This is a genomic window from Niameybacter sp., assembly GCF_036655075.1.
Classification (GTDB): Bacteria; Bacillota; Clostridia; order Lachnospirales; family Cellulosilyticaceae; genus Holtiella.
Genome location: NZ_JAVVQU010000019.1, coordinates 1 through 21,316 on the forward strand (window position 1 = coordinate 1; position 21,316 = coordinate 21,316).

Sequence of the window (21,316 nt, forward strand, 5' to 3'; positions counted from 1 at the left end):
GTCTAATCTAAGAAGCATTTTTGCTTGAAGGATAACATTATCTGTAAACAAGTCAAAATCCGCATGGGCTTCATTGTCTAATGCAGTATGGTATACTTCATCTGCCTTTACTTCATTTCTTGTACGTGTAGTTGGTATCCCAAAATAGGAGAATGACCACTCATCTGAAGAGGTGGTAATAAAGTTATCTACCCCTAAGTAATCCTTAGGTACCCCTACTGGTTGATAGCCATCAATAACACTCATTGCAAAAGGATACATAATGTCTGGTGCTCTAAATCCTAGTTCCTCGGCACCTTTCATCCCTATCATCTCAAGTATATGTGCATTGACAATTTTCCCATTCCACTCTTGGATTTTATCATTAATCATACGCCATGACCCCATCATCCAGTCATAGAAGGTATCAATATCTCCTGTTTCTTCTGCATCTGTTGTCACAAATAGCAGGCTACGTTCAGGTTGATAACCTACTTCATCCATAGCTTTTGCAAGGGTCATCATCATGCCTACTGGTAAGGAGTCATCTTGCATAGAAGTGTAGAAGGCATCATGATGGGCCACTACTACCACATATTCATCAGGGAATTTACTCCCTTCAATCTTTGTTACCACATTTCGCCCTGTACCGTCTTCATTCATTGTTACGTTTGAACTTAGTGTGGCTGTAATCGTCTTTTCCTCTGCAAGTTTAGCAAGTTGCTTACCATACTTTTGCGGAATAGAAAGGACCGGAATATCAATTCTTCTTCCTGACCAATCCCCTACAAAGCCTGCTTCGCCACTCTCATCTGTACCATAGTAGGTTGTATAATATAAAATAACAGCTTCCGCCCCATGTAATCTGGCTTGAAGGGCTGCATTGTTGTGCCATAACATTTGGTCTACATCCATATCAAGTAAGGCAATCTTTCCTGTAAGGTCCACACCTTCTAACTCTGCTTTTGTCCCATGCCCTATGTACACCACTTCAGCTTCTAGCCCACCTTCTGGTGTTGCTGGGGTATTGACAAAAGGTACAACTGGCAAACTTAGTGCCTCATGTCCTTCAACTTCTAAGGATGCACCATAATAGTTCCATTCCACTACTGGAAACTCATAGTATTCTGGGTCATATCCAAAAGATTCAAACGTGTTATAAATATAGGCTGCTGCATCTTTGGAGGCTTGTGTCCCTGCCATTCTAAAGCCTTCTTCTGCTGTTCCAAACTTTCCAAGCTCTAGGGCAAAATCCCATCCAAATTGCATATCTAATGCATCAATAACCGCCTGCTCTTTTTTTACCTCCTGGTTATAGGTCTGTACAGCTTGTGCTACTCTCTTGTCTTGTTGTAACTCTACTTCTGTAGCGTCCACCTGTGTATAAAAGCTTCCCATCGCCAATATACTTGCTGTTGCAAATGCTAGTAACCTTTTGTTGTTCAATTATCGTTCCTCCATATTGTCATTTTCAGTTTTTTAGATTAGTATTACTAATCTTTTATATCAGTATTAGTAATCTAACACGGATTACATTACCATATTTTAACTTCGAGTTCAATATTGGAACAAATATTTTATGTAAATTAAATCAATTTATTGCTATATAATTATCATTTTTTATGCAATTATACCCTTTTCTTAACGCATCCACTCTGTTACAAGCTTAACCCAAGTTGCTGCCTGAGGATTAATGAGCCCTGGATGCTCTGGTCCAGCTGTTGTTTCGTCACATAAGCTTAATCCGTGACCACCTTTAGTATAAATATGTAATTCAAACGGTATCTCATAAGCTTTTAGGGCCTCTGCAAAGATAAGACTATTGTTAACAGGCACAGCAGTATCTTCAAACGTATGCCAAATGAAAGTAGGAGGCGTTGATGGGCTTACAAGCTTTTCTAAAGATAATTGGTCACGTGCCTCCTGGGAAGCCTCCTGCCCTAGTAAATTATCAAAAGATCCTCTGTGTGCAAACTCTCCTCCTGTTATGACTGGATAACCTAAAATTACACGGTCTGGTCTGTTTTCTCCTGCATTTATCCCTAGTGTTTGTGCAATGAAAGGTTCTTGCCAAAGTACACCTAAACTCCCTGCTAAATGTCCACCTGCTGAGAATCCACATACCGCTATCTTTTCCTCATCTACATGGAATGCTTCTGCATTGCGTCTTACATAAGCTACTGTTGCTGAGAGTTCCAAAAGTTGTTGTGGATATCTATGTGGTGCTACACTGTAGCGTAAAACGAAGGCATTATAGCCTTTTGCAACAAATCGGAGTGCAACAGGCTCTGCTTCTCGGTCTGAAGCAAATGAATAGGCGCCTCCAGGACAAATAATAATCGTAGGTCTTCTTCTTCCAATTTCAATTTCAGAACTGTTATCCGGAATGTACGTTTGTAGTAGCGCGCCTTGACCTTTTTCTTTTAAGCCATTAAAAATTTCATCGAGCTTTATAATAGTATGTAGCATATTTATGCCTCCCATTTAAATAGTAATACTTTATATTAAATAATATTTTCTAATTTTTTTCAACAAAAAACTCATAAGTTTTTCAATAACTTACGAGTTTTTTGTTATTTCCATTCATTTTTCTATAGAACTTTTACATTTACGCCTGTGGCATCCTAATACCTTTCATATGACTTGGATAAGAGGCATCTACAATTTCTAGCATCCAAACTGCAGTATGTGCAATGGCTTCATAGAGATCTAAGAGCACCCGGTCTTGCCTATTCCTGCATCTTGCTGCTTCTTTTTTATAAAGAGTGTTCTCCATCTCAAAGTATTTTTCTACTCCATATTCTCGGAGTATTTGCCACTTCTTCAAAATCTTTTGAATCTCTAATTCATTACTTAACCTTTTAGCTTGCTTGTTCATGTACACTTCATAAGTTCTGTGTTCTCTTAAAGAAAGGTCTTTGAAATTGTGGGCATAGCAAAAAGTGTCACTAATATAGTGGCTCATCATACCCGCCGCATACGAAATCATAAACTTTGTGCCTTGTTTTCGCTGCACAAAGTCTGTAAACGCTTTCCATTCTTTAGCTGTGATTTTTATATTATGCCCTTTAAACCTTCTGTGAGGTGCTAAGTCTGGCATACTTGCGCCAATCTTTAAGGCACGTTCATCAAAGGCCACTGGTAAATACTGCTTAATCAATTCATAAGCTTCTAAAGCAATCACATAATGGGTTTTAATCTTCAACGTTTTACCCTCTTTCTTTAAAGTTTTCTTATACTCTATGAATAGGTGTCATATCATGCCTTTTGGCTACGGTTACCTGAATGTCCTTGCCAATTTCAATATTTTTCTCTGCTAAAGCATTTTTAGCACATAAATAAGCTAAGTCAGGTACATTGTTTTCATTGCTTAAATGCCCAAGGATGGCCCATTGTAAGTTAGGGTGATAAATATGTGCCAACACTTTTGCTGCAAGTTCATTGCATAAGTGTCCATGGTCGCCTAATATACGTCTTTTGAGATGGAAAGGATAAGCCCCTACTTCTACCATATTAATATCATGGTTAAACTCAAGTAAGATGCCATCTGCATTGCAAAAGTGTTCTACAATATGACGGTCTACCTTACCCATATCCGTAGCCAATACAATTTTCTTACCCTTATAAGTAAACATATAGCCTACTGGGTCCACTGCATCGTGATAAATACTATACGGTGTTGCCACTAAGTCTCCAAAAATCAAAGGTTGGTCTTTCTCCATAATGATTTGATTATGCTCTGCCACTTTGCCTAGCATATTCTCACCCATCATGCGCTCCCAAGTAGGCGCCGTTGCATAAATCGGCAAGTCATACTTACGACTAATAATCCCTACCCCCTTTATATGGTCACTATGTTCATGAGTAATAAGAATTCCCTTAATCGTTGTTGGGTTGACATCTATCACTTCTAACCCTTGAGTTACCTTTTTTCCACTAATGCCTATATCTATCAAAAGCCTCTCATCATCGGCTTGTAAGTATGTACAGTTTCCACTGCTCCCACTTGCTATGGGACATAAATAAAAATCCATGTTAGTCCTCCACTCATGTCATCTTAATTTTCATATCATTAGTTTATCATATCTGCCTCTATTCGTATACATGACACCTCTGCTTCACCTGATAAAAACACTTATCCTATGTATGACATTTTTTCTATTATGTGCTCTAAGCCTACTTTTTATCCTAATAGGTAGATTTATCCCATCAAAGTGACATCTTTAATCCATTTACCACTTCGGATGCGCCACAAACTAGCAAATACCTTAAGCATCTCATCACTTCTTAAGATGAAGAAAACGACAATAATAGGTAGCTTCCATACAAAGGCTGCCAAGAACCCAAAAGGAATGGCAATAAGCCACATAAAGATTAAATCGTTAATAAACACGAAAGTAGCATCTCCACCTCCTCTTAAAATCCCCACCATTGTATTCATAGCTAAGGATTTGAAAAAGACTGTAACGGCTGTCACAATGACAATATCCATGGCAATGGCTTTGGTTGCTTCTGTGACGTTGTACATTCCAATAATGAAAGGACTGATAAAATAGGTAATAACGCCTGCACCTATTCCGAGTACAATACTAAAGGCAATAATGGTATGAGCATACTCTTTGACCTTTTGCCTATCTCCTTGCCCTACTGTATTGCCAATAATCGCGGCACCTGCATTACTTACTCCTTGGATAAAAACAATCACCAGTTGATTAATAATATTGGTGATACTATTAGCCGCCACTACATTAGTACCAAGTCTGCCTACAACAACCCCACTCATACTTACACCTATTGACCATAAAAGTTCGTTAAAGACAACAGGCATACAATTTTTCAAGTAATGTCCAACTAAGCTACGATCTACTTTTCTTAGATCTTTCCACCTGACTTGGAGCTTCTTCTCGAAGTACAACATGAAAATAACAATGACAGTGAACTCTGTAATTCTGGCAATGACTGTTCCGAGTGCTGCACCTGAAACACCTAGTGCTGGTGCCCCAAACTTTCCAAAAATAAATACCCAGTTAAAGAAGGTATTGACCACCAATGAAATCACATATACCACCATGGCAATCTTAACTGTCTGCACGGAACGCAAAATCATAATCGTACAGTTGGTAACGGCATAGAAGCCATAGCCTATGGCTACAATACGTAAATAGTTTGCACCACCTTCAATAACAGCTGCATCTGTTGTAAAGATACCCATCACTTGTCTTGGGAATACGACTGAAATGAAGATAAAAATAAAGGTGAAAACCAGACAAGTACGATACATAATCGCCAAAATCTTGTGAATGGACTCTACATCCTTTTTGCCCCAATATTGAGCAATCATCACATTCGAGCCACCAGCTAGACCAAACATGAGCAACGTAAATACAAAGAATACATTGTTGGCAAGTGCTGCTGCAGAGAGTGCCACTTCACCCAAAGCCCCAAGCATCAATGTATCCATCATACTAATTCCAAAGATAATCAAGTTTTGCACCCCTATTGGAAGTGCGGTCATTAATAAAAGTTTATAAAATTGCTTTTCTCTTGTAATCTGCATACTTTTTCCTCAACTCATTTACACTTAAATTTTACAGGGTAAGTTTACCATATTTAAAGCTATTCGTACACCTTAGATTAGGTCGTTTACAACACGTCACCTTTCTGCTAAGCTTAAGCTAATCAACTAAAGGAGCATACACTATGTCTAAACTATATGATGCCAATCCGTATCAAAAGAATTTTATAGCCGAAGTCGTGGACGTGGTGGAAAAAGACAGCACCTATCATATTGTCCTAGACCAAACTGCCTTTTATCCAGAATCTGGTGGACAGCCTGCAGATACAGGCTTTATTGAAGATTGTGAAATTACTTATGTGTACGAGGAAAATGACCGTATTTATCATGTATCTCACAAAAAACCTATCAAAATTCATAAAGCTAAATGCCACATCAATTGGCACCGCCGCTTTGACCATATGCAACACCACATGGCACAGCACCTCTTATCTGCTTGCCTCTTCGAGGACTATCAAGCTAAAACTTTAAGTTTCCACCTAGGCCAAGAAACCTGCACCCTAGATATTGACTTAGTTTTATTACGTGGCCAACTCACTCAAGCTGAGGCGCGTGTCAATGCCCTCATCCAAGACAACCTAGAAATCACTATCTTATATCCAACGAAGCAAGAGTTGAAGAAGCTTCCACTTAAAAGTCCACTCCCTAAAGTAAACGGGCCATTAAGACTGGTGCAAGTAGAAGACATAGATCTTAGCGCTTGTTGTGGCACTCATCCCCGTTCAACTTTAGAGGTAGGCCTTATTAAAATCTTAAAGTTTGAAAAACATAAAGGAGGCCTTCGTCTCACCTTTGTAGCCGGTAGCCGTGCTATCCGTACTTTACAAGCAAACGATGCCACCTATGTGGAGCAAATTGATTTACTTCGCAAAGAATGTAGCCGCCTCCAAAATGAAAGCAGACAACTTAAAGATATAGTGCTTGACTATGAGGTTCAAGACATGATTGCTGCTGCACCACAGATGCACGACATCCACATTGTTCAAAAAATCTATGAAGATGTAGATCCTAAAGTGCTTCAAGCTACAGGCAGCAAGCTAGTGAAAACACCTAATGTCATTGCCCTTTTAGGCCTTAAATGTGACAAGACGTCTCACCTTTGTTTCATGTGTTCTTCTAATGTGAAGCAAGTTAGCATGAACACCCTCCTTAAGGACAGCATCACCCTCCTAGACGGTCGTGGTGGTGGTACAGACTCCTCTGCTCAAGGCGGTGGGAAATCTGCTAGTAACCTAGAGTCTGCACTAGAGTATACCCTTATGAAGGTAAAGGCTGCACTGTCCTAGTCCCAATACTTTCTACTTCATTAGTATGGATTAGCCCCTATTAATAAAAGTCCTACATATCTAGAGATTTTACTCTAGTTATGTAGGACTTTCTCATTTAAAAGGATTTACTTATTCTTATTTAATTTTTATCATATATTTCGCAATTTCCATTTCAAATATAGATTGTTTACTGGATGCATAGAAATCTTCTACATAATACATCTTTAAATCTATATCCAAATATTTTAGACAATCCCGTCTGGTGGGTTAATATGAGTAAATCTATGTCGCTATCTACTCGCACCTTACCTTTTGCATAACTTCCAAATAAAAATACTTCTAGTTCATTATTTTTGTCAAAATCATTTATTATATCTAAAATGCTTTTAACAACTGATTTAGATTTATCACTTAAATCTTCAAAGGAATTTAATGTATTTAACATATTACCTCCCTAGTCTATATAGATGAGTTATTCTTTTACACAACTTGAGAACTACTATGGGATGCATAATACAAGTTACAACATTATATTAGCACCACTACATAGAGGTGGAGGCTTTGGCCCAAGGTTAACAAATAAAGACGAAAGTCATGTCTACAGTATTTTAGGTCCTATTGGTGTAGTTGACCAACTTCCTGTATTTGGCGACAAACGAAATTTTGAATATCTTGTGTGGCATGAGTTTAGCCACTCCTTTATCAATCCTCTTACTACACACTATCAAAAAGAAGTTCTCCAGTCCCAAGAACTGTTTGCACCTATTGCCAAGCAAATGGAAATTCTAGCCTATAGTAACTGGGAAACTTCCCTCAATGAACATCTTATCCGTACAATTACAGCAAGACGTAACTTAAGCGAAGACACCATGCCTTTCTACGAAGAGACTCTTAAAGCTGAGAAAAGACAAGGTTTCTTTTATATTGACATGCTCTCTGACAAAATAGCAAGCTATGAAGCAAATAGAGAAAAATACCAAGTTCAATTGCCGTTTACAGTTGCAACAAATAAAATTGTAAGTGACCACGTTTATGAGGGCACTCACTTACGCCTTATCACTGCCTTGCCTCATCCTAGCAATACGACCCAAAGGCCTTCTTATTTATACCGCTCAACAATCCGCTGATTTGGTGAATATCAATTCTGTTAATCACGGTATGACCGACTATGTCATAGCTCATGGAGAGACCATTCTAGGCCAAGGCCATTATCTAAAAGATGAAACTGGCTGGCAGTATCCTTCAACTCCAAGTACAACAAACAAATAGAAAACAAACCACTTTGCTTATACAAAAAGAGTTATAAAAGGCATCTCCCTTTTATAACTCTTTTTCCTGTCTCTATTCTTTGAATAAAGGCATAATAGTTGTACCACCGCTACTTCTACTGCTACTCCTCTTGCTCTGACTAAATGATGCAACAGGGTTATCTCTTGTTACATATTGCATGCCATCCTTTGTTGTAAGTGTAAAATAGATTTTATAGAGGATACCATCTTCTCTTTTGGCATACTCTGAAAAATCCCCACTATAGCATATTTCACTTCGCCCCTCTTGAGACATTTTCATGGCTGGAACACTTTCTCCTTGTGGCTCACCTTCAAAATAAACTTCTTTCACTTCTTCGGAAATAGCATGCTCTGCTCTTTCAACCTCTGTATATCTTTGCCCCTGTGCTGAATTTCCATCTTCCACAATTCCACTATTTACAATGATAAATTCAGCCTTCTCTACGTCTTCTGTAGGAAAAGGAAGTGTACTTGCATCTTCTTCAGTCCATAGGTTGAGCACCATGGATATCCCTGAGCCACTGTCTCTATCTTCCCATTCACTTCCCATATTCACATCAAAAATACCACCTGTATAGCATTCTTCTAACGTTTCTTGCCTTACACCTTCTTCTGATTGAATGATAAACATAGGCTGTATCGTCTCAACCATACCTATAAGCATGACTGCCTCATTGTTAGAAGCTACTTCTTGCTCATAAACTTTCTCACCTGCTGTAATCCTTGCAATAAGGGTTTCAGTGTTTGCCATTTTTTTTGGAATAGCTCTCATTGTCACAACGATTTTGTTGCCTTGTCCCTTAAGGTCAATGGAGGTCTCTGAGAAGATACTTTGCTCTTTTGTGAGTAATGTTTCTACTTTGCCATATTCCTCATGTAATTTATTACTCACATTGTCCATACCTCTTTGTAAACTGTTGTTTAGATTTTGGCACTCACTTCTTAAGTATTCTAATTCTCTTTGCATCCTATATGTATTCAAGCAATTTACTGTAATCATAAGAAATGCCAAAACAACGGCTGCTTTTTTAAGGTTATTTTTATTCATTATTCCCCACCCCTTAATCGATGCTTCCCCACACATCTATTCTTTAATTAAACTATAACTTATTGCATTAAAATATTCAATTCTGAATCAATGGCTCAATATGTTTTCTAATCAATTCAATTGCATCTTTCGCCCGTGGTTTAAACCCAGAAGCAATGGCAACTACCATTTGCTTTTTGGGTGCCACATAAATTACATTTCCCCCATCGCCTAAAGCTGCATAGCAATCCTGATTCACTCCAGGAATAATCCACCACAGGTAGCCATAGGGTAGCTCTCCCCAGCGGCTGTGTTCTCTAGTACTCTCCTCAATCCATTTGGAAGATAAAATTTGCTTGTCGTTCCACCAGCCTTTATTTAAATACTTCCTGAATAAAACTTAATTCATTTTCAATAAATTTGTAAGGTTTATATTCCCTACACCTCCTTACAAAATTTTCTTCCGTATATATGTTGCCCCTATCAAATTCTTCTCTAAGTAATTTACAAATCTCACTATCAGCCTTCTTATATAAATATTTATGTTTCTCAACTTCTTAATAAATTTTAATCATTATAAATATTAATCTTAACAAAAATATTATATCATAGTTATATTATTTACCTCAAAGGAGCTCTTATGGAAACAACTATTTCTAAAGAAACACCCAAAATTCAAGGGAATTTGGATAGCAATTTTTTGAAACTTATAGCTATTTTGGCTATGACCCTAGATCATGTAGGCAAATCCCTTTTTCCTGAAATGATTATTTTACAAATAATAGGCAGACTTGCTTTTCCTATCTTTGCTTACTGTATTGTAGTGGGATGCTTATACACTCATGATTTTAAGAAGTATATCTTGCGACTAGGTCTTTTTGCAATTATTTCACAGCCTATTTATGCTTTAAGAGTTTCTATGACTTTTCAAGAATACTTACAAAATCTAGGACTATGGAATATCTTCTTTACACTTATTTTAGGTGCATTAGCCGTAAAAACTTTAGAACAAAAAAAGTGGATGATGTTTGTAGGTGTACTTGCCATTGTAAGTATTTTTAATTTTGATTATGGTATTAGTGGTGTATTACTCATGGTTTTCTTTTATCTATTTAGGCAAAAACCATTACTCTCAATCCTTGTTACTGGATGTATGCTCGCAACACCTTTTCTATCTGGTGGGGAGTTTTCTTTGTTTGGGTGGATGATAGATATCCAAGGATTTGCTACATTGGCACTCATCCCTATTTTTTGTCAAACACACTTTAATGTTAAAGTAAGCAAGTACTTTTTCTATGTTTATTATCCTGCACACTTATTAGCTATTTATTTAATCGGCTTATTTCTGTAACTATACATATAGCTTTATGCAAAATTATAGGTTGGTCCGTCAACTTAAGTGAAATGACATGAATATGAAATATATATAACATTATTCTATAAAATGAATATTTCATTTTAAAAACCATTATATATGTTAGGAGGGGTTATCTTAGTTCTTGTTGTAGTAAGACAAAAAGTGTTTAAAATGACAGAGGAAGATTGGAATACTTACTTTAATACTCTCGAAAAAGGGAAGCTCTTACTTAGTGGGTTCATTTTGTATATAATTTCTTTGATGATTGTTTCTTGGATGGGCTATTATATTTTTAAAGCTTTTGCTTTTGAAAATATACTTTTTCTATCAATTATTACCTTCATTTTGGGAATGGCAAAAATACTATTCGAATACAAGAAAAGGGGACCTGAATTACTAAACAAACTAAAGCACTTAGGCACAAAGTGATATTCTTAAATAAATAGAAAGGTGTTAAGCATTATACCGCCCTCAAAGGCTTAACATTCAAGACAACAATGAATCAGCGTGTATATGATCTCACTGCAATAAACCATGATGTTGCTCAGATTGGTACTGTTCGCTTATTAGGAGAAAAAGATATGCCTCATCATGCGTTGCACAAATAAGTCAAATAGCATTAAATAACTACAAAAATCTCCTAACTCACTTTTTAGACTCCGTAAAATTAGATTGAGGGTGGGAGATTTATAAGGGACTGCCCACACTGTGGACAGTCCCTTATCTTGTACCCTTATGCATTTTCAATAAGTACTTTCTTCTCTTCATTACAAATAATCTTGCGTTCACTTCCTGTTAAATAAGTTTTGAGCACCACACGCCCACCCCATAAGGTTTGGATGTATTTGAGTGTCTCTGTGGCATATGAGAGTTGAAGTTCTCTACCATCGTAAATATGCCTTAAGACCAAGGTGTGGTCTTTACGCTGAACTTCTTCCACTTCAATATTCGGAATACCACCCATCCCAACGCTGTTGGCCAAGCTGTTACGTACGTTACGCCAGCCGTCTTCATTAGATACTTCAGATACCACGTAGTACCTTTCTTCTTCATCAAAGACGCATAAGTTACACGCATTGGCAATATCATAAGTCAAATAGTTACGGATGAAAGAGGCGTCCCGCTCTACTTCCCTCACTCTTGCTAGCTCTTTAAAATCATAGTCAAAGCGTTTATACAAATCTTCCCATATTCTAAACCCAATAAAGTATGGATTTAATTGCCCTGGTACGGTACAAATAACATTGTTGTGATGTTTTAAGAACTCTAATTGCATCCCTGGGGAAAGGCCTAACTTATTGACAATGTTGTAATGCCAGAAGCTAGCCCATCCCTCATTCATAATCTTAGTCTCAATTTGAGGCATAAAGTAACGACTTTCCTCCATCACAATCAGGATAATATCCTTTTGCCACTCCTCTAAGTCTCCTTCTCGCCATAAAAAGTCTAGGAGATTGTCATAAGGCAATTCTATCTTTTCCTCATACTGGGTTCCATTTTTGGTGAAACTCCCACAGTGATGCTTAATGGCATGGGCAGCATCGAGTATTTCTTCTACTTCCTTGTAACCAATGCTAGGGTCTTGAATGTATTCACGAATGCGTCCTGCATGGTTTTTAAACATATCCACCGTCAAATCTGCCTTAGTATAAGATTTGAACAGTCGATTGTTCTTAAAAAAGTCATTGTGCCCATATACGTGTGCCATGGTTAAAATCTGAAGGACAAGACTATTGTCCTTCATCAAATAGGCCATACACGGGTCAGAGTTGATGACCATCTCATACGGTAAGCCCGTTAAGTTGTAATTATATAAGGTCTTAATGCGTTCATAGTTTTTCCCAAAGCTCCAGTGAGGATAATGGGAAGGCATACCCACATAGGCCTCATAGCAAATCATATCTTCAAAACTAATGATTTCAAACTCTTGATCATAGTAATCTAGGCCAATGGATTTGGCAATTCCCTCTATTTGACCATCGTATTCGGTGAGTTCTTGAAAGGAATAATTCATGAAGCATCCCCTCCTTCATTTGCTTTTTGCTCAATCTTTAGCATATCTACAAAGGCTTTCCATACATCTTCCTTCTTAAAGATTTTAACAGCTGAGAAGTTGGGATGCTTCACTTCTTCCACATATTTATTCATAATGGTACTGGTATACGTACTGATTTTAATTTCTCCGTATCCAAACAAGTTGCATGTGTCACATAATTTGTTGGCAAGCTCTACAGCCCTTTCGTTGTCTTCTCCCCAGTTGTCACCATCGCTACAGTGGAAAGCATATACATTCCATAGGTCAGGAGGATAGCGATCTTGTATGACCTCTAATGCCTTTTCATACCCACTACTAATATACGTTCCACCACTTTCACCTCGGTGGAAGAAGTCATCTTCTGTCACCTCTTTGGCAACGGTGGTGTGGGCAATGAACACAATCTCTACATTGATATATTTTACCCTTAGAAATTGGTACAACAAGAAGTAAAAGCTCCTTGCCAAATACTTTTTGGTATGCCCCATAGAGCCTGAGGTGTCCATGATACAAACCACCACCGCATTGGAGTCTCGCTGCATCTTGACTTTTCTTTTAAAATACTTCAGGTCGTCCTCATGGAAAGGTACTCTTGTATCCTCTAAGTCCAAATTCAGCTCATCTGCTGCTCGCTTAAGGCACTTCTCCCTTTTAATCTTAGCCATCATCGTATGCTTTTTAGAAAGACGAGGTGGAATACCCTTTTGTTGAATCCCCCACTTTTTCTGACTATCTTCTGACTCTACCTCCTTAAATTTCTTTTGCTCTAAGTAAGGCAGGTCTAAGTCTTCAAATAAATAATGAATGGCCTCATCTACTGTAATCTCTGTTTCGTAAATGTCTTCGCCTTCTGCATTACCTGCATCTGGATTGCCCTCTTCATCCCCTTTAGGAATACGCTTACCCTTTTGTTCATTACCTGTTCCAGAGCCTACACCTTGTTGGTTCTTACCATATCGGAAGTAATATTCTTTCAAACCTTTAATCGGGATTTTAATCTTCTTATTCTTGGTCTGCCCCACTATACTTTCTTCTGCAATAATGCTGCCAATATTTTCTTTAATACTCTTTTCCACTAACTCTTTATGCCTGCGACGGTCTTCTACACTACGATCTCTGCTATTGGCTTGGAACTCTTTAAAAATAGCCATAGACCTCACCTAGTCTTTCCACAAGTTATTGGCCGCATACTTCAAAATAACGTTACAACAGTGGTCGCAGTAACCGTTTTGCTTCATTTCTTCTACCATCGCATCATATTTTTCATTCTGGTCTTTGTCTCGTACTTTGCTCTTTGTAATAATACGAGAAAGCTCACGTACAGAAGAAGTCAACTTCTTCTCAATCGCTTCTTTAAGTGGTTCATAAGAAGTATAATCTACACTTGTACCGTTACGAATGACAGAGAACATATATGCCGTAACATCTTGTCTAAAGCCTTTTGCCCCACTTTGTGTGACCCCAATTTGCTCTTCAATTGAGCGCATAAAGACTTCATCTGGAGCAAGTTCTTCCCCTGTACTATCATCTTTAAGCTTAGTTCTATTCACACAAGCTTCGGCATGATCAAGATAGTTGTTGAACAAATCTTGTGCTTGGTCTTTGTAGCCATGGATGAAGGCCTTTGTCACTTCTTTTTCCAAAATCTTATGATATTCTTTCTTAATGGTATCTTGTAAGAAGCCTAAATAACGTTTTTTGGATTCGTCTGAAATAGACATTTCCTTAATCTCACGCAGTAAGACTTCCATTAAACTAATAGGATTGATACAGTCATATTCAGACTCGGAGAGCGCTACGTCCAATGCTTTTGAGATAAAACGTGTAGAAATACCGGTCATGCCCTCCCTATCTGCTTCTTCTTTCAGTTCAATAATGTCAATACGTTTAGTCGTACCCTTTTCAATGATTTCTTCCCCATTGTAAATCTTCAGTTTAGTCATAGGATCCACCTTATTAGAAGGGGTTAGCCTGGTTAAAATGGCAAACATAGAAGCAATTTCTAAAGTATGAGGTGCAATATGGGCTTCAAAATAAGAACTCTTTAACATCTTTTGATAAATTTTAATTTCTTCACTCAGCTCTAGGCAATAAGGCACTTCAACTTTAACAATACGATCTAAGATTGCTTCATTTGTGTGGTCAGACCTAAACTTATTCCATTCTGCTTCATTAGAGTGGGCCAAAATCACACCATCAAAATAAATCATAGAACCTTTCCCAGGGGATGGAATATTCTTCTCCTGAGTCGCTGTAATCATAGTGTGTAAATACTCTACATCATTTTTAAAAACTTCAATAAATTCTACAATGCCTCGATTACCTACGTTAAAAGCACCATTTAGAGACAGCACACGTGGGTCATCTTCTGGATAAAGGTCCATTTTAGAAATATCCACCGAGCCTACGAGTACGGACGTATCTTGATTATTAGGATCTACAGGTGGTACTACCCCGATTCCCTTTCTTGAACGAATGGAAAAATCCGTTTTTTCAATGGGGAAGTCTTCATATTTTCCTTTAAACTCATGAATCAAACGGTATCGACATACTGGGCAAAGGTCTCCTTCAATTTTAACACCTAACGCTTCTTCAAAAGCAGCACGACTATGTTTAGGAATTAAATGAAGTGGTTCTTCATGCATAGGGCATCCCTGTAATCCGTATATAGGTTCACTTGTTTCCAGTAAATGTTTAATTGAATCAATTAATGAAGATTTTCCCGCCCCAACAGGTCCTACTAGGTAAAGCACTTGTTTGGCTTCTTCACCTTGCATGGCTGCTGAATGTAAGTATCTTACAATTTTCATTAATGTCTTATCGATACCAAAGAATTTTTCTTTAAAAAAGTGGTATTCCTTAAGGGTATCCTTACCATAGATACGTCTAAGTCTTGGATTTTCTTCGGTGTGTACTGATGTCATCCCTTGCTTAACAATAAGATCATAAATCCTTTTATGAGCAAGTTTATAAACTTCAGGGTGCTCTTGCAAAATATGTAAGTACTCAAGAAAAGTCCCCTCAAATTTATCTTCTTTTCTTGTGCTCCTATCAGTTTTAATCATTTTAGAAAAATCTACCATAATCTTTATCACTCCTTTAAGAGTATGTTCTTGCTTATTATCAAATATATGGTGAAAAGTATGTTTACATGATTAAAACTTGTGTAATTTTTTCACACTTCGTTACTAGCATGAAATAGACAGAAATTATATTCAATTACCTTGCAAAAAATGCTATAATAGTACTCATCATCTACAAAAAGGAGGGCCTATTTTGTGATTATAGCGTCTCAATCTTTACTTTCAGATTTCTTACTTCCAAGAGCCGAACGTCCTGGCAACTATTTTGGACACCTTATGGGGATGGGACATACCCAAGAATATAAAGATCTTTTAGCGCGTCTTGTGCAACTAGCAAATGCTCCACTTCATCAAACTTTAATTTTTAAAGCTGGACTCCCTACGTTTAATGCTCCAGAGTCACTCGCACATTTTCAAGTTCAAGCACCTCACCTAGACTTTGGTAACTTAACCCGTTCTCCTTTAGAACTTTCACGTTTTGACCCATTGAATTTAAATATTGCAAGGGCACTAGACATGATTGTGCCCCATGCTCTAGCTACTGAACATTTTGTAAGTGAAGACCAGCAAAACCTCTTTATTGCTAAGCTACTCTTACTTATTGACACGTATGTCGCCAATGTAGACTTCTCTAAGCCAGAAGTGCCTAAAGCCATTTTCTATGGACCTATTAAGCGTCAAGAATGCTACTTTATTCTCCTTCTTGCGGCCATTGGCTTTGATACTTTCTACCTCAATCCTACTCATGATGTAACCTTTGGGATGATTGATACACTAGGTATGAGTCAGACCCTAGTCTTAGGAGATCCCGCATCTTTTGAAGACTTTGATGACCTTGCAGCCTCTGGTGTAGTGATTGACCATATTACTACTGCTGCACGCCACGCCGCAGATGAATTAGATGCTTTTATGTATACCGACAGTGGACTTTTCCGTCCATGGCAATTCACAAAAGGAACAACACATCCCCTTCTTTTGAATGCCATCTGGGAAGATATAAAAACTTACTGGGACGAACCTGCAAGACTTCGTCCTGGCTTTAAAACAAGTGGGCAAGTTGTCTATCCACCTGTATTCTTCACCAAGATTTCAGGCGTTCATATGAACCTTAACGAATATTTTGAAGGCGTCCATCGACTCTGCAGGGCTAAGCGTCATTGCTTTTATACGCAACCTAACTTTGCCAACACCTTCAAACTTTCCTCTAGAGATATTTATAGCTTAACTTATTGTCTCAATCCAGATAAGACCATCAACCGCGAAGCTGTAAAGGCACATCCCCTTTATAAAAGCATGCTCACCTTCCGACCAGAAGTCCAAGACTTCACTCTGGATAAACTAGATGAATTGCTTTCAAAAGATGCCAGTCAGCTCTTTAACTTCAAAGTCACTGACCAAGAACGCACGCAATTGATGGCACTTACTTTTACACTAGAAAACACGCTTTTAAATTTAATTGATAGCTATGACTTCCCCTTTGATATTCCAAAGCTTATCTTATACATCAACAACCGTGCCACTTTTACTATACAATCTAGTATGCTCCTTGCACTGTTCCATACGATGGGGTTTGATATTCTACTCTTATGTCCAAATGGTGCCAATAACATTGAAATGATGCTCTCTAGTCAATATATCAAGACTTTACGTCTCCCTGAACTCGCTTACGACTTAGAACTTAAAAATCCAGAAACCGAAAAACCCAAGTCCAAATCATTTTTCAATAAATTTTTTAAATAAATTTAAATAAAGGAGTAATCAATTATGGCGATTCAGTTTAATCCAAGTAATACCATCCCTACCTCTACCCCTATACCTGTAGACTTAGAGGCTTCTGTCCTTGGAGGTATCACCTTAGAACCTCAAACTACATCTCACTTACAACCTGTTAAACAAGAAGAAGTGGTCACCTTTACCCAAACTTATAAGGAAAAACTACGTAGCCTGCCTGAAGTCGAAGCCTTAACAGGAGAAATTCGTGTAGATGACCCCAGTAGCGTCCTTCTCTTTGGTCAAAATGCTACTGTTGGCATCTCAAAGGTATCCGATAGTTTGCTCTCTACCATGAAAGCAGTCAAAGCCGAAGAAGCTGGAGAGATGATTACCCAACTGACCAAAATTATGGACCGATTTGACATTCAGGAGCTAGCAGAGGTGAAAGAACCCACTTTCTTGGGTAAACTCTTCAGTAGAGCCAAAAACTCCGTCGAAGCTCTCTTTGAAAAATATGAGTCTATGGGTTCTGAAGTAGATCAAGTCTACATGGTTTTAAAAAAATACGAGTTCGATATTGAAAAGTCCAACGTCACCTTAAAAACCATGTATGATGTAAATATTCAATACTACCAAGACTTAGAAAAATATATTGTAGCTGGTGAGCTGGGTATTGAGGAAATTACTACAGGTCTCATTCCTCAGTTTGAGCAAAAAGCTATAGAAAGCGGTAGTCAACTAGATCTTGCCAATGTAGAAAGTTTAAGACGTATTGGCGAAATGCTTGAACAACGTGTCTACGACCTACGTGTAGCTGAAAGCATTGCCCTTCAGACCATTCCTATGATTCAAGGCATACAGTACAGCAACTTCAACTTAACACGTAAGATTAATTCTGCTTTTATCATTACCCTTCCTATCTTCAAACAATGCTTAACCCAGGCAGTCATGCTTAGACGACAAGACTTGCAAGCTAAAAGTTTAAAAGCTCTAGACGATAAGACCAATGAGCTCCTTATCCGCAACGCACAAAATATGGCCAATCAGTCTACAAGTATTGCCAAAATGGCTACAGGGAGTTCTGTACATATCGAAACCCTGCAAAAGACTTGGGAAACCATTATGAATGGCATTGAACAAACCCGTGCCATCGAAGAGGAAAATCGTCTAACACGCCAATCCAATACCAAGACCTTAGAATCTCTTAAATATGAAATGGCGAAAAAACTTAATATAAAGTAAGACAAAAGCACCTAAACCCTATTCATGCATAGGGCCTAGGTGCTTTGTGTTGTACGCTTCTACTAAGCTTTCTACTTGATAGTAGCGGTTACCATCTGTGTAGTCTAAATACTGTATTTTACGAAGATCTAGCGTATTGAACAAGGCATAAGCATAGTCTCTGGAAATGTAGTAGTCACCTTCCACATCCAGTACAGGTACTGTATATTTCATAGGTAGGCTCAACTGTCCGCTTGTATACGCCTCTACTTCACTTAAGAAATCTCCCTCACTGACAAGTTGATGATAAGTAGTTACTAAGTCCTTTTGACTTGAGAGAGTATAGTCTTCTTTTCCATTCTTACTGACTTCTGCCATATCTACATCGATATAAAGGATACCACGTACCCGTGGATAAGCCTTTGGCACCGTCTCATAGAAGTAGTTGAGTAAGCTACTCGCCTCGCTAATCTGATACGTATGGTCTACACGAGAAAAGTGTGAAACAGCTACGCCTGACAGCATAAGAGGCTTCTCTGCTTGGAAAGTCTTGTACCACAAATCAATCCCTGTCCTAAAATCGGTGTCATAGGCCACACCTGATACATACTGAGGCACATAGACATTGAGCCCTACCCAATCTACCATATTGCCACCTGGATAGTAACTCACATATTGCTCCACTTGCTCGACATCTATACTCCACACCACTACAGCTTGATCTAAATGCTTCTTAATCAATTCATAGCTCGTCTTATAGTAAGCCTTATAAGCCTCTGGATCACCTACTTCTCCATCTACAGGATACAGTTCTATAAAGATAGGCATCTTATACTTAGTCTTCAAATCGCTCACTAAGTGGTAAATAGGTGTGGTGTCATAATCACTGTTCATCATCACCTTGATGTAGGGCGTTTGGCCATTAGCAAGACACTCTAGCAACTGTCTACTTGTAACATCCGCTGAGCCTTGATATTGCATAACTCGAAAAGCTTGCTTCACCCCAACTAAATCTTCAAACTTCTTCATATCATGATCTAGTGCTAAGTTGTTCTCCACATAAGCACCTGTATAAATGCCCTGATTAGGCTCTAAAAGTCCCCGCTCTACATGGGCTGGAATATATAAATCAACGAGTTTCTCCTCACAATTAGAAGTGAGGATCGTATCTTGATTTAATACAGGTTCACTTACAATATCTTGATTGCAGCCTACAAGTAAGACTGTACATAATAAAAACCCTATGAGTATTTTCTTCATTCTTCTCACCTCATAGGGATTATAGACATTTTTTTAATTTTCTATACTTTTTTACTATCAATAAACTTAGCAAGTGGCTTTAAATAGTTCAAATACATGCCACCTTCTATAAAAATTTCATATTCTGGGTCAAATGCTGAATAGGAAATCGACTTACGTCCCCCACCAGCTGAAATTTGATAATGGTGTTTTAACACCCCTAAGGTCAGTAGAAAATAGCGATCATACTTCTTAAAGTATACAATCAAGAAAGATTCCCCTCCTTGACGCTCAAAGTCCTCCATAAACTCAATCTGATGGAGATGTACATTGGCAAGAGGAAGGGCCTCTTTAGTCGTTTCTTTGGCATCAAAGCAAATAGATGTGCCTTGAGCTACGCCTATGTAGTCTACTGTACTCTTTTGGTCAAAATAGGCAAGGGTAATAACCCCTTTGGCCTTATCTATAGTAATAGGCTTAATGGGTGTAGGTATTTTTTGAATCATTGCTAAATGAAGTTCACGATACTTTTCATTAGTAACATTAATCGTCTCTTCTAAAACGCTTCCCCTTAAACCTCTTGTATTCCAATATCCCATTTTTTTCCTCTTTTCTTGATTTTCTGTAATTTTTTGGTAAAATAGAAGTAGAGCATGAAAGGGGGATTTTATGCATCTTATCCTATTTTTGTTAAAGTGTTGTTTGACAAAGTTTCGCTTCTTACATTTGACACCTATGGAACAAGCTATAGAACTTAAACGCAACCACCTTTACTACTTAGCAGGCAGACTCTATACTAGACAAAAAGCTTATAATAAAGCCATCTATTGTTTCAAGAAATGTCACGCTTATCGTTCCCTCATCTATTGCTACGAAAAACTAGGAGACACCTCTGTTGCACTTGAAATTGCGGACAAGCACCATTATTACAAAGAAGGTGCCGCCATATGTTTGTCCCATCATAATGATAAAAAAGCAGCTTATTTCTATCGCTATTTCAATCCGTATTTGGCAACCAAACTCTATAGAAAATGTGACTGCTACTATGAAGCTGGTATCTGTATGCTGGAAAACCATCAGTATATCAATGCTCTTGAAACTTTCTACAAGTGCCAAGACCCACTAGATAAGCTGTCTGGCCTACGCCAAGTAGAAGAAGTGGCCATTGTCCTTTATCTTAAGCGTGCCTACCATGATAGCCTTCGCCTCTTTACGGCCCTTGGAGACTATTACTCCGCTTTAGAATGTGCCAAACGACTTCATGACGAGATTTTGATAGCTCAAACGTGCAAACTCATTGCAGACTTTGAGGCTTATGACAACAACTACATAGAGGCGGCTCTCTATATTGCAGCTTGCGATAACGACCGGGCTACACTCTATCGTTATCTTGCCTCTACCGACAACGATGCGTTGAAGCTCTCACTCTTTAAAGGGGCCTATTTCAATGCCCTTAAAATCTGCTTCCACACCAATGATTTATTCCTAGCAAAACAAGTGGCGAAACTCTATGCTTAGAGCTTCGCCACT

The 21,316-nt window shown here is 38.1% G+C and carries 19 protein-coding genes; 6 read left to right on the plus strand and 13 right to left on the minus strand.

Annotation, left to right across the window (positions count from 1 at the left end; all coding sequences use genetic code 11):
- The 5 genes from RRY75_RS06845 to RRY75_RS06865 all read right to left on the minus strand — a co-directional run.
- Nucleotides 1-1,425: M28 family peptidase (locus RRY75_RS06845; RefSeq protein WP_332716086.1), on the minus strand; the 1,425-nt coding region annotated here is incomplete at its 3' end.
- 195 nt (nucleotides 1,426-1,620) lie between these two features.
- Complete coding sequence (locus RRY75_RS06850) at nucleotides 1,621-2,448, minus strand: alpha/beta hydrolase (RefSeq protein ID WP_332494269.1); 828 nt, start codon at nucleotides 2,446-2,448, stop codon at nucleotides 1,621-1,623.
- Between the two features lie 139 nt (nucleotides 2,449-2,587).
- Entirely contained in the window at nucleotides 2,588-3,184 is a 597-nt protein-coding gene (locus RRY75_RS06855) for a zinc dependent phospholipase C family protein (RefSeq protein WP_332494267.1), read from the minus strand.
- Between the two features lie 28 nt (nucleotides 3,185-3,212).
- Complete coding sequence (locus RRY75_RS06860) at nucleotides 3,213-4,013, minus strand: MBL fold metallo-hydrolase (RefSeq protein ID WP_332494266.1); 801 nt, start codon at nucleotides 4,011-4,013, stop codon at nucleotides 3,213-3,215.
- A gap of 167 nt (nucleotides 4,014-4,180) precedes the next feature.
- Entirely contained in the window at nucleotides 4,181-5,536 is a 1,356-nt protein-coding gene (locus tag RRY75_RS06865; RefSeq protein ID WP_332494265.1) for an MATE family efflux transporter, read from the minus strand.
- A 143-nt stretch (nucleotides 5,537-5,679) separates the two neighbouring features.
- On the opposite strand from RRY75_RS06865, the gene RRY75_RS06870 reads away from it, so the two are divergent.
- Entirely contained in the window at nucleotides 5,680-6,840 is a 1,161-nt protein-coding gene (locus RRY75_RS06870) for an alanyl-tRNA editing protein (protein ID WP_332494263.1), read from the plus strand.
- Nucleotides 6,841-7,009: 169 nt separating this feature from the next.
- Here the strand turns inward: RRY75_RS06870 and RRY75_RS06875 are convergent, their stop codons facing one another.
- Nucleotides 7,010-7,267 carry a nucleotidyltransferase domain-containing protein gene (locus RRY75_RS06875; RefSeq protein WP_332527332.1) on the minus strand — a complete coding sequence of 86 codons (258 nt, stop codon included), beginning with the start codon at nucleotides 7,265-7,267 and terminating at the stop codon, nucleotides 7,010-7,012.
- 22 nt (nucleotides 7,268-7,289) lie between these two features.
- On the opposite strand from RRY75_RS06875, the gene RRY75_RS06880 reads away from it, so the two are divergent.
- On the plus strand, nucleotides 7,290-7,949 hold the full coding sequence (locus RRY75_RS06880) for a DUF4932 domain-containing protein (RefSeq protein WP_332527331.1): 660 nt from the start codon (nucleotides 7,290-7,292) through the stop codon (nucleotides 7,947-7,949).
- 214 nt (nucleotides 7,950-8,163) lie between these two features.
- On the opposite strand, the gene RRY75_RS06885 is transcribed toward RRY75_RS06880, so the two are convergent.
- A complete protein-coding gene (locus RRY75_RS06885) occupies nucleotides 8,164-9,159 on the minus strand; it encodes a hypothetical protein (protein ID WP_332527330.1) in 996 nt (331 codons plus the stop codon).
- 76 nt (nucleotides 9,160-9,235) lie between these two features.
- The gene (locus RRY75_RS06890; protein WP_332494260.1) at nucleotides 9,236-9,397 is read right to left on the minus strand and encodes a hypothetical protein; all 162 of its coding nucleotides are present in this window, start codon (nucleotides 9,395-9,397) and stop codon (nucleotides 9,236-9,238) included.
- Between the two features lie 381 nt (nucleotides 9,398-9,778).
- Here RRY75_RS06890 and RRY75_RS06895 point away from each other — a divergent pair, with 381 nt between their 5' ends.
- Nucleotides 9,779-10,489 (plus strand): TraX family protein, encoded by a 711-nt coding sequence (locus RRY75_RS06895; protein ID WP_332527329.1) that lies wholly within the window; start codon nucleotides 9,779-9,781, stop codon nucleotides 10,487-10,489.
- 739 nt (nucleotides 10,490-11,228) lie between these two features.
- Here the strand turns inward: RRY75_RS06895 and RRY75_RS06900 are convergent.
- Genes RRY75_RS06900 through RRY75_RS06910 form a run of 3 tightly spaced genes read right to left on the minus strand, consistent with a single transcriptional unit; the run spans nucleotide 11,229 to nucleotide 15,613 of the window.
- A complete protein-coding gene (locus RRY75_RS06900; protein WP_332494067.1) occupies nucleotides 11,229-12,509 on the minus strand; it encodes a SpoVR family protein in 1,281 nt (426 codons plus the stop codon).
- The gene (yhbH, locus tag RRY75_RS06905) at nucleotides 12,506-13,681 is read right to left on the minus strand and encodes a sporulation protein YhbH (RefSeq protein ID WP_332494068.1); all 1,176 of its coding nucleotides are present in this window, start codon (nucleotides 13,679-13,681) and stop codon (nucleotides 12,506-12,508) included. The genes RRY75_RS06900 and yhbH overlap by 4 nt, the downstream gene beginning before the upstream one ends.
- 9 nt (nucleotides 13,682-13,690) lie before the next feature.
- Nucleotides 13,691-15,613 carry a PrkA family serine protein kinase gene (locus RRY75_RS06910; RefSeq protein ID WP_332494069.1) on the minus strand — a complete coding sequence of 641 codons (1,923 nt, stop codon included), beginning with the start codon at nucleotides 15,611-15,613 and terminating at the stop codon, nucleotides 13,691-13,693.
- Between the two features lie 195 nt (nucleotides 15,614-15,808).
- Between RRY75_RS06910 and RRY75_RS06915 the strand changes: the two genes are divergently transcribed.
- Together RRY75_RS06915 and RRY75_RS06920 are read left to right on the plus strand one after the other, a co-directional pair.
- Nucleotides 15,809-17,353 carry a YceG family protein gene (locus tag RRY75_RS06915; RefSeq protein ID WP_332494070.1) on the plus strand — a complete coding sequence of 515 codons (1,545 nt, stop codon included), beginning with the start codon at nucleotides 15,809-15,811 and terminating at the stop codon, nucleotides 17,351-17,353.
- A gap of 24 nt (nucleotides 17,354-17,377) precedes the next feature.
- Nucleotides 17,378-18,568 carry a toxic anion resistance protein gene (locus RRY75_RS06920; protein ID WP_332494071.1) on the plus strand — a complete coding sequence of 397 codons (1,191 nt, stop codon included), beginning with the start codon at nucleotides 17,378-17,380 and terminating at the stop codon, nucleotides 18,566-18,568.
- Between the two features lie 18 nt (nucleotides 18,569-18,586).
- On the opposite strand, the gene RRY75_RS06925 is transcribed toward RRY75_RS06920, so the two are convergent.
- Together RRY75_RS06925 and RRY75_RS06930 are read right to left on the minus strand one after the other, a co-directional pair.
- Nucleotides 18,587-19,807 carry a glycosyl hydrolase gene (locus RRY75_RS06925; RefSeq protein ID WP_332527327.1) on the minus strand — a complete coding sequence of 407 codons (1,221 nt, stop codon included), beginning with the start codon at nucleotides 19,805-19,807 and terminating at the stop codon, nucleotides 18,587-18,589.
- 41 nt (nucleotides 19,808-19,848) lie between these two features.
- Nucleotides 19,849-20,385, minus strand: a complete 537-nt coding sequence (locus tag RRY75_RS06930) for a Holliday junction resolvase RecU (protein WP_332494073.1) — start codon at nucleotides 20,383-20,385, stop codon at nucleotides 19,849-19,851.
- Between the two features lie 70 nt (nucleotides 20,386-20,455).
- Here RRY75_RS06930 and RRY75_RS06935 point away from each other — a divergent pair, with 70 nt between their 5' ends.
- A complete protein-coding gene (locus tag RRY75_RS06935; protein WP_332527326.1) occupies nucleotides 20,456-21,304 on the plus strand; it encodes a hypothetical protein in 849 nt (282 codons plus the stop codon).
- Nucleotides 21,305-21,316: the final 12 nt, after the last annotated feature.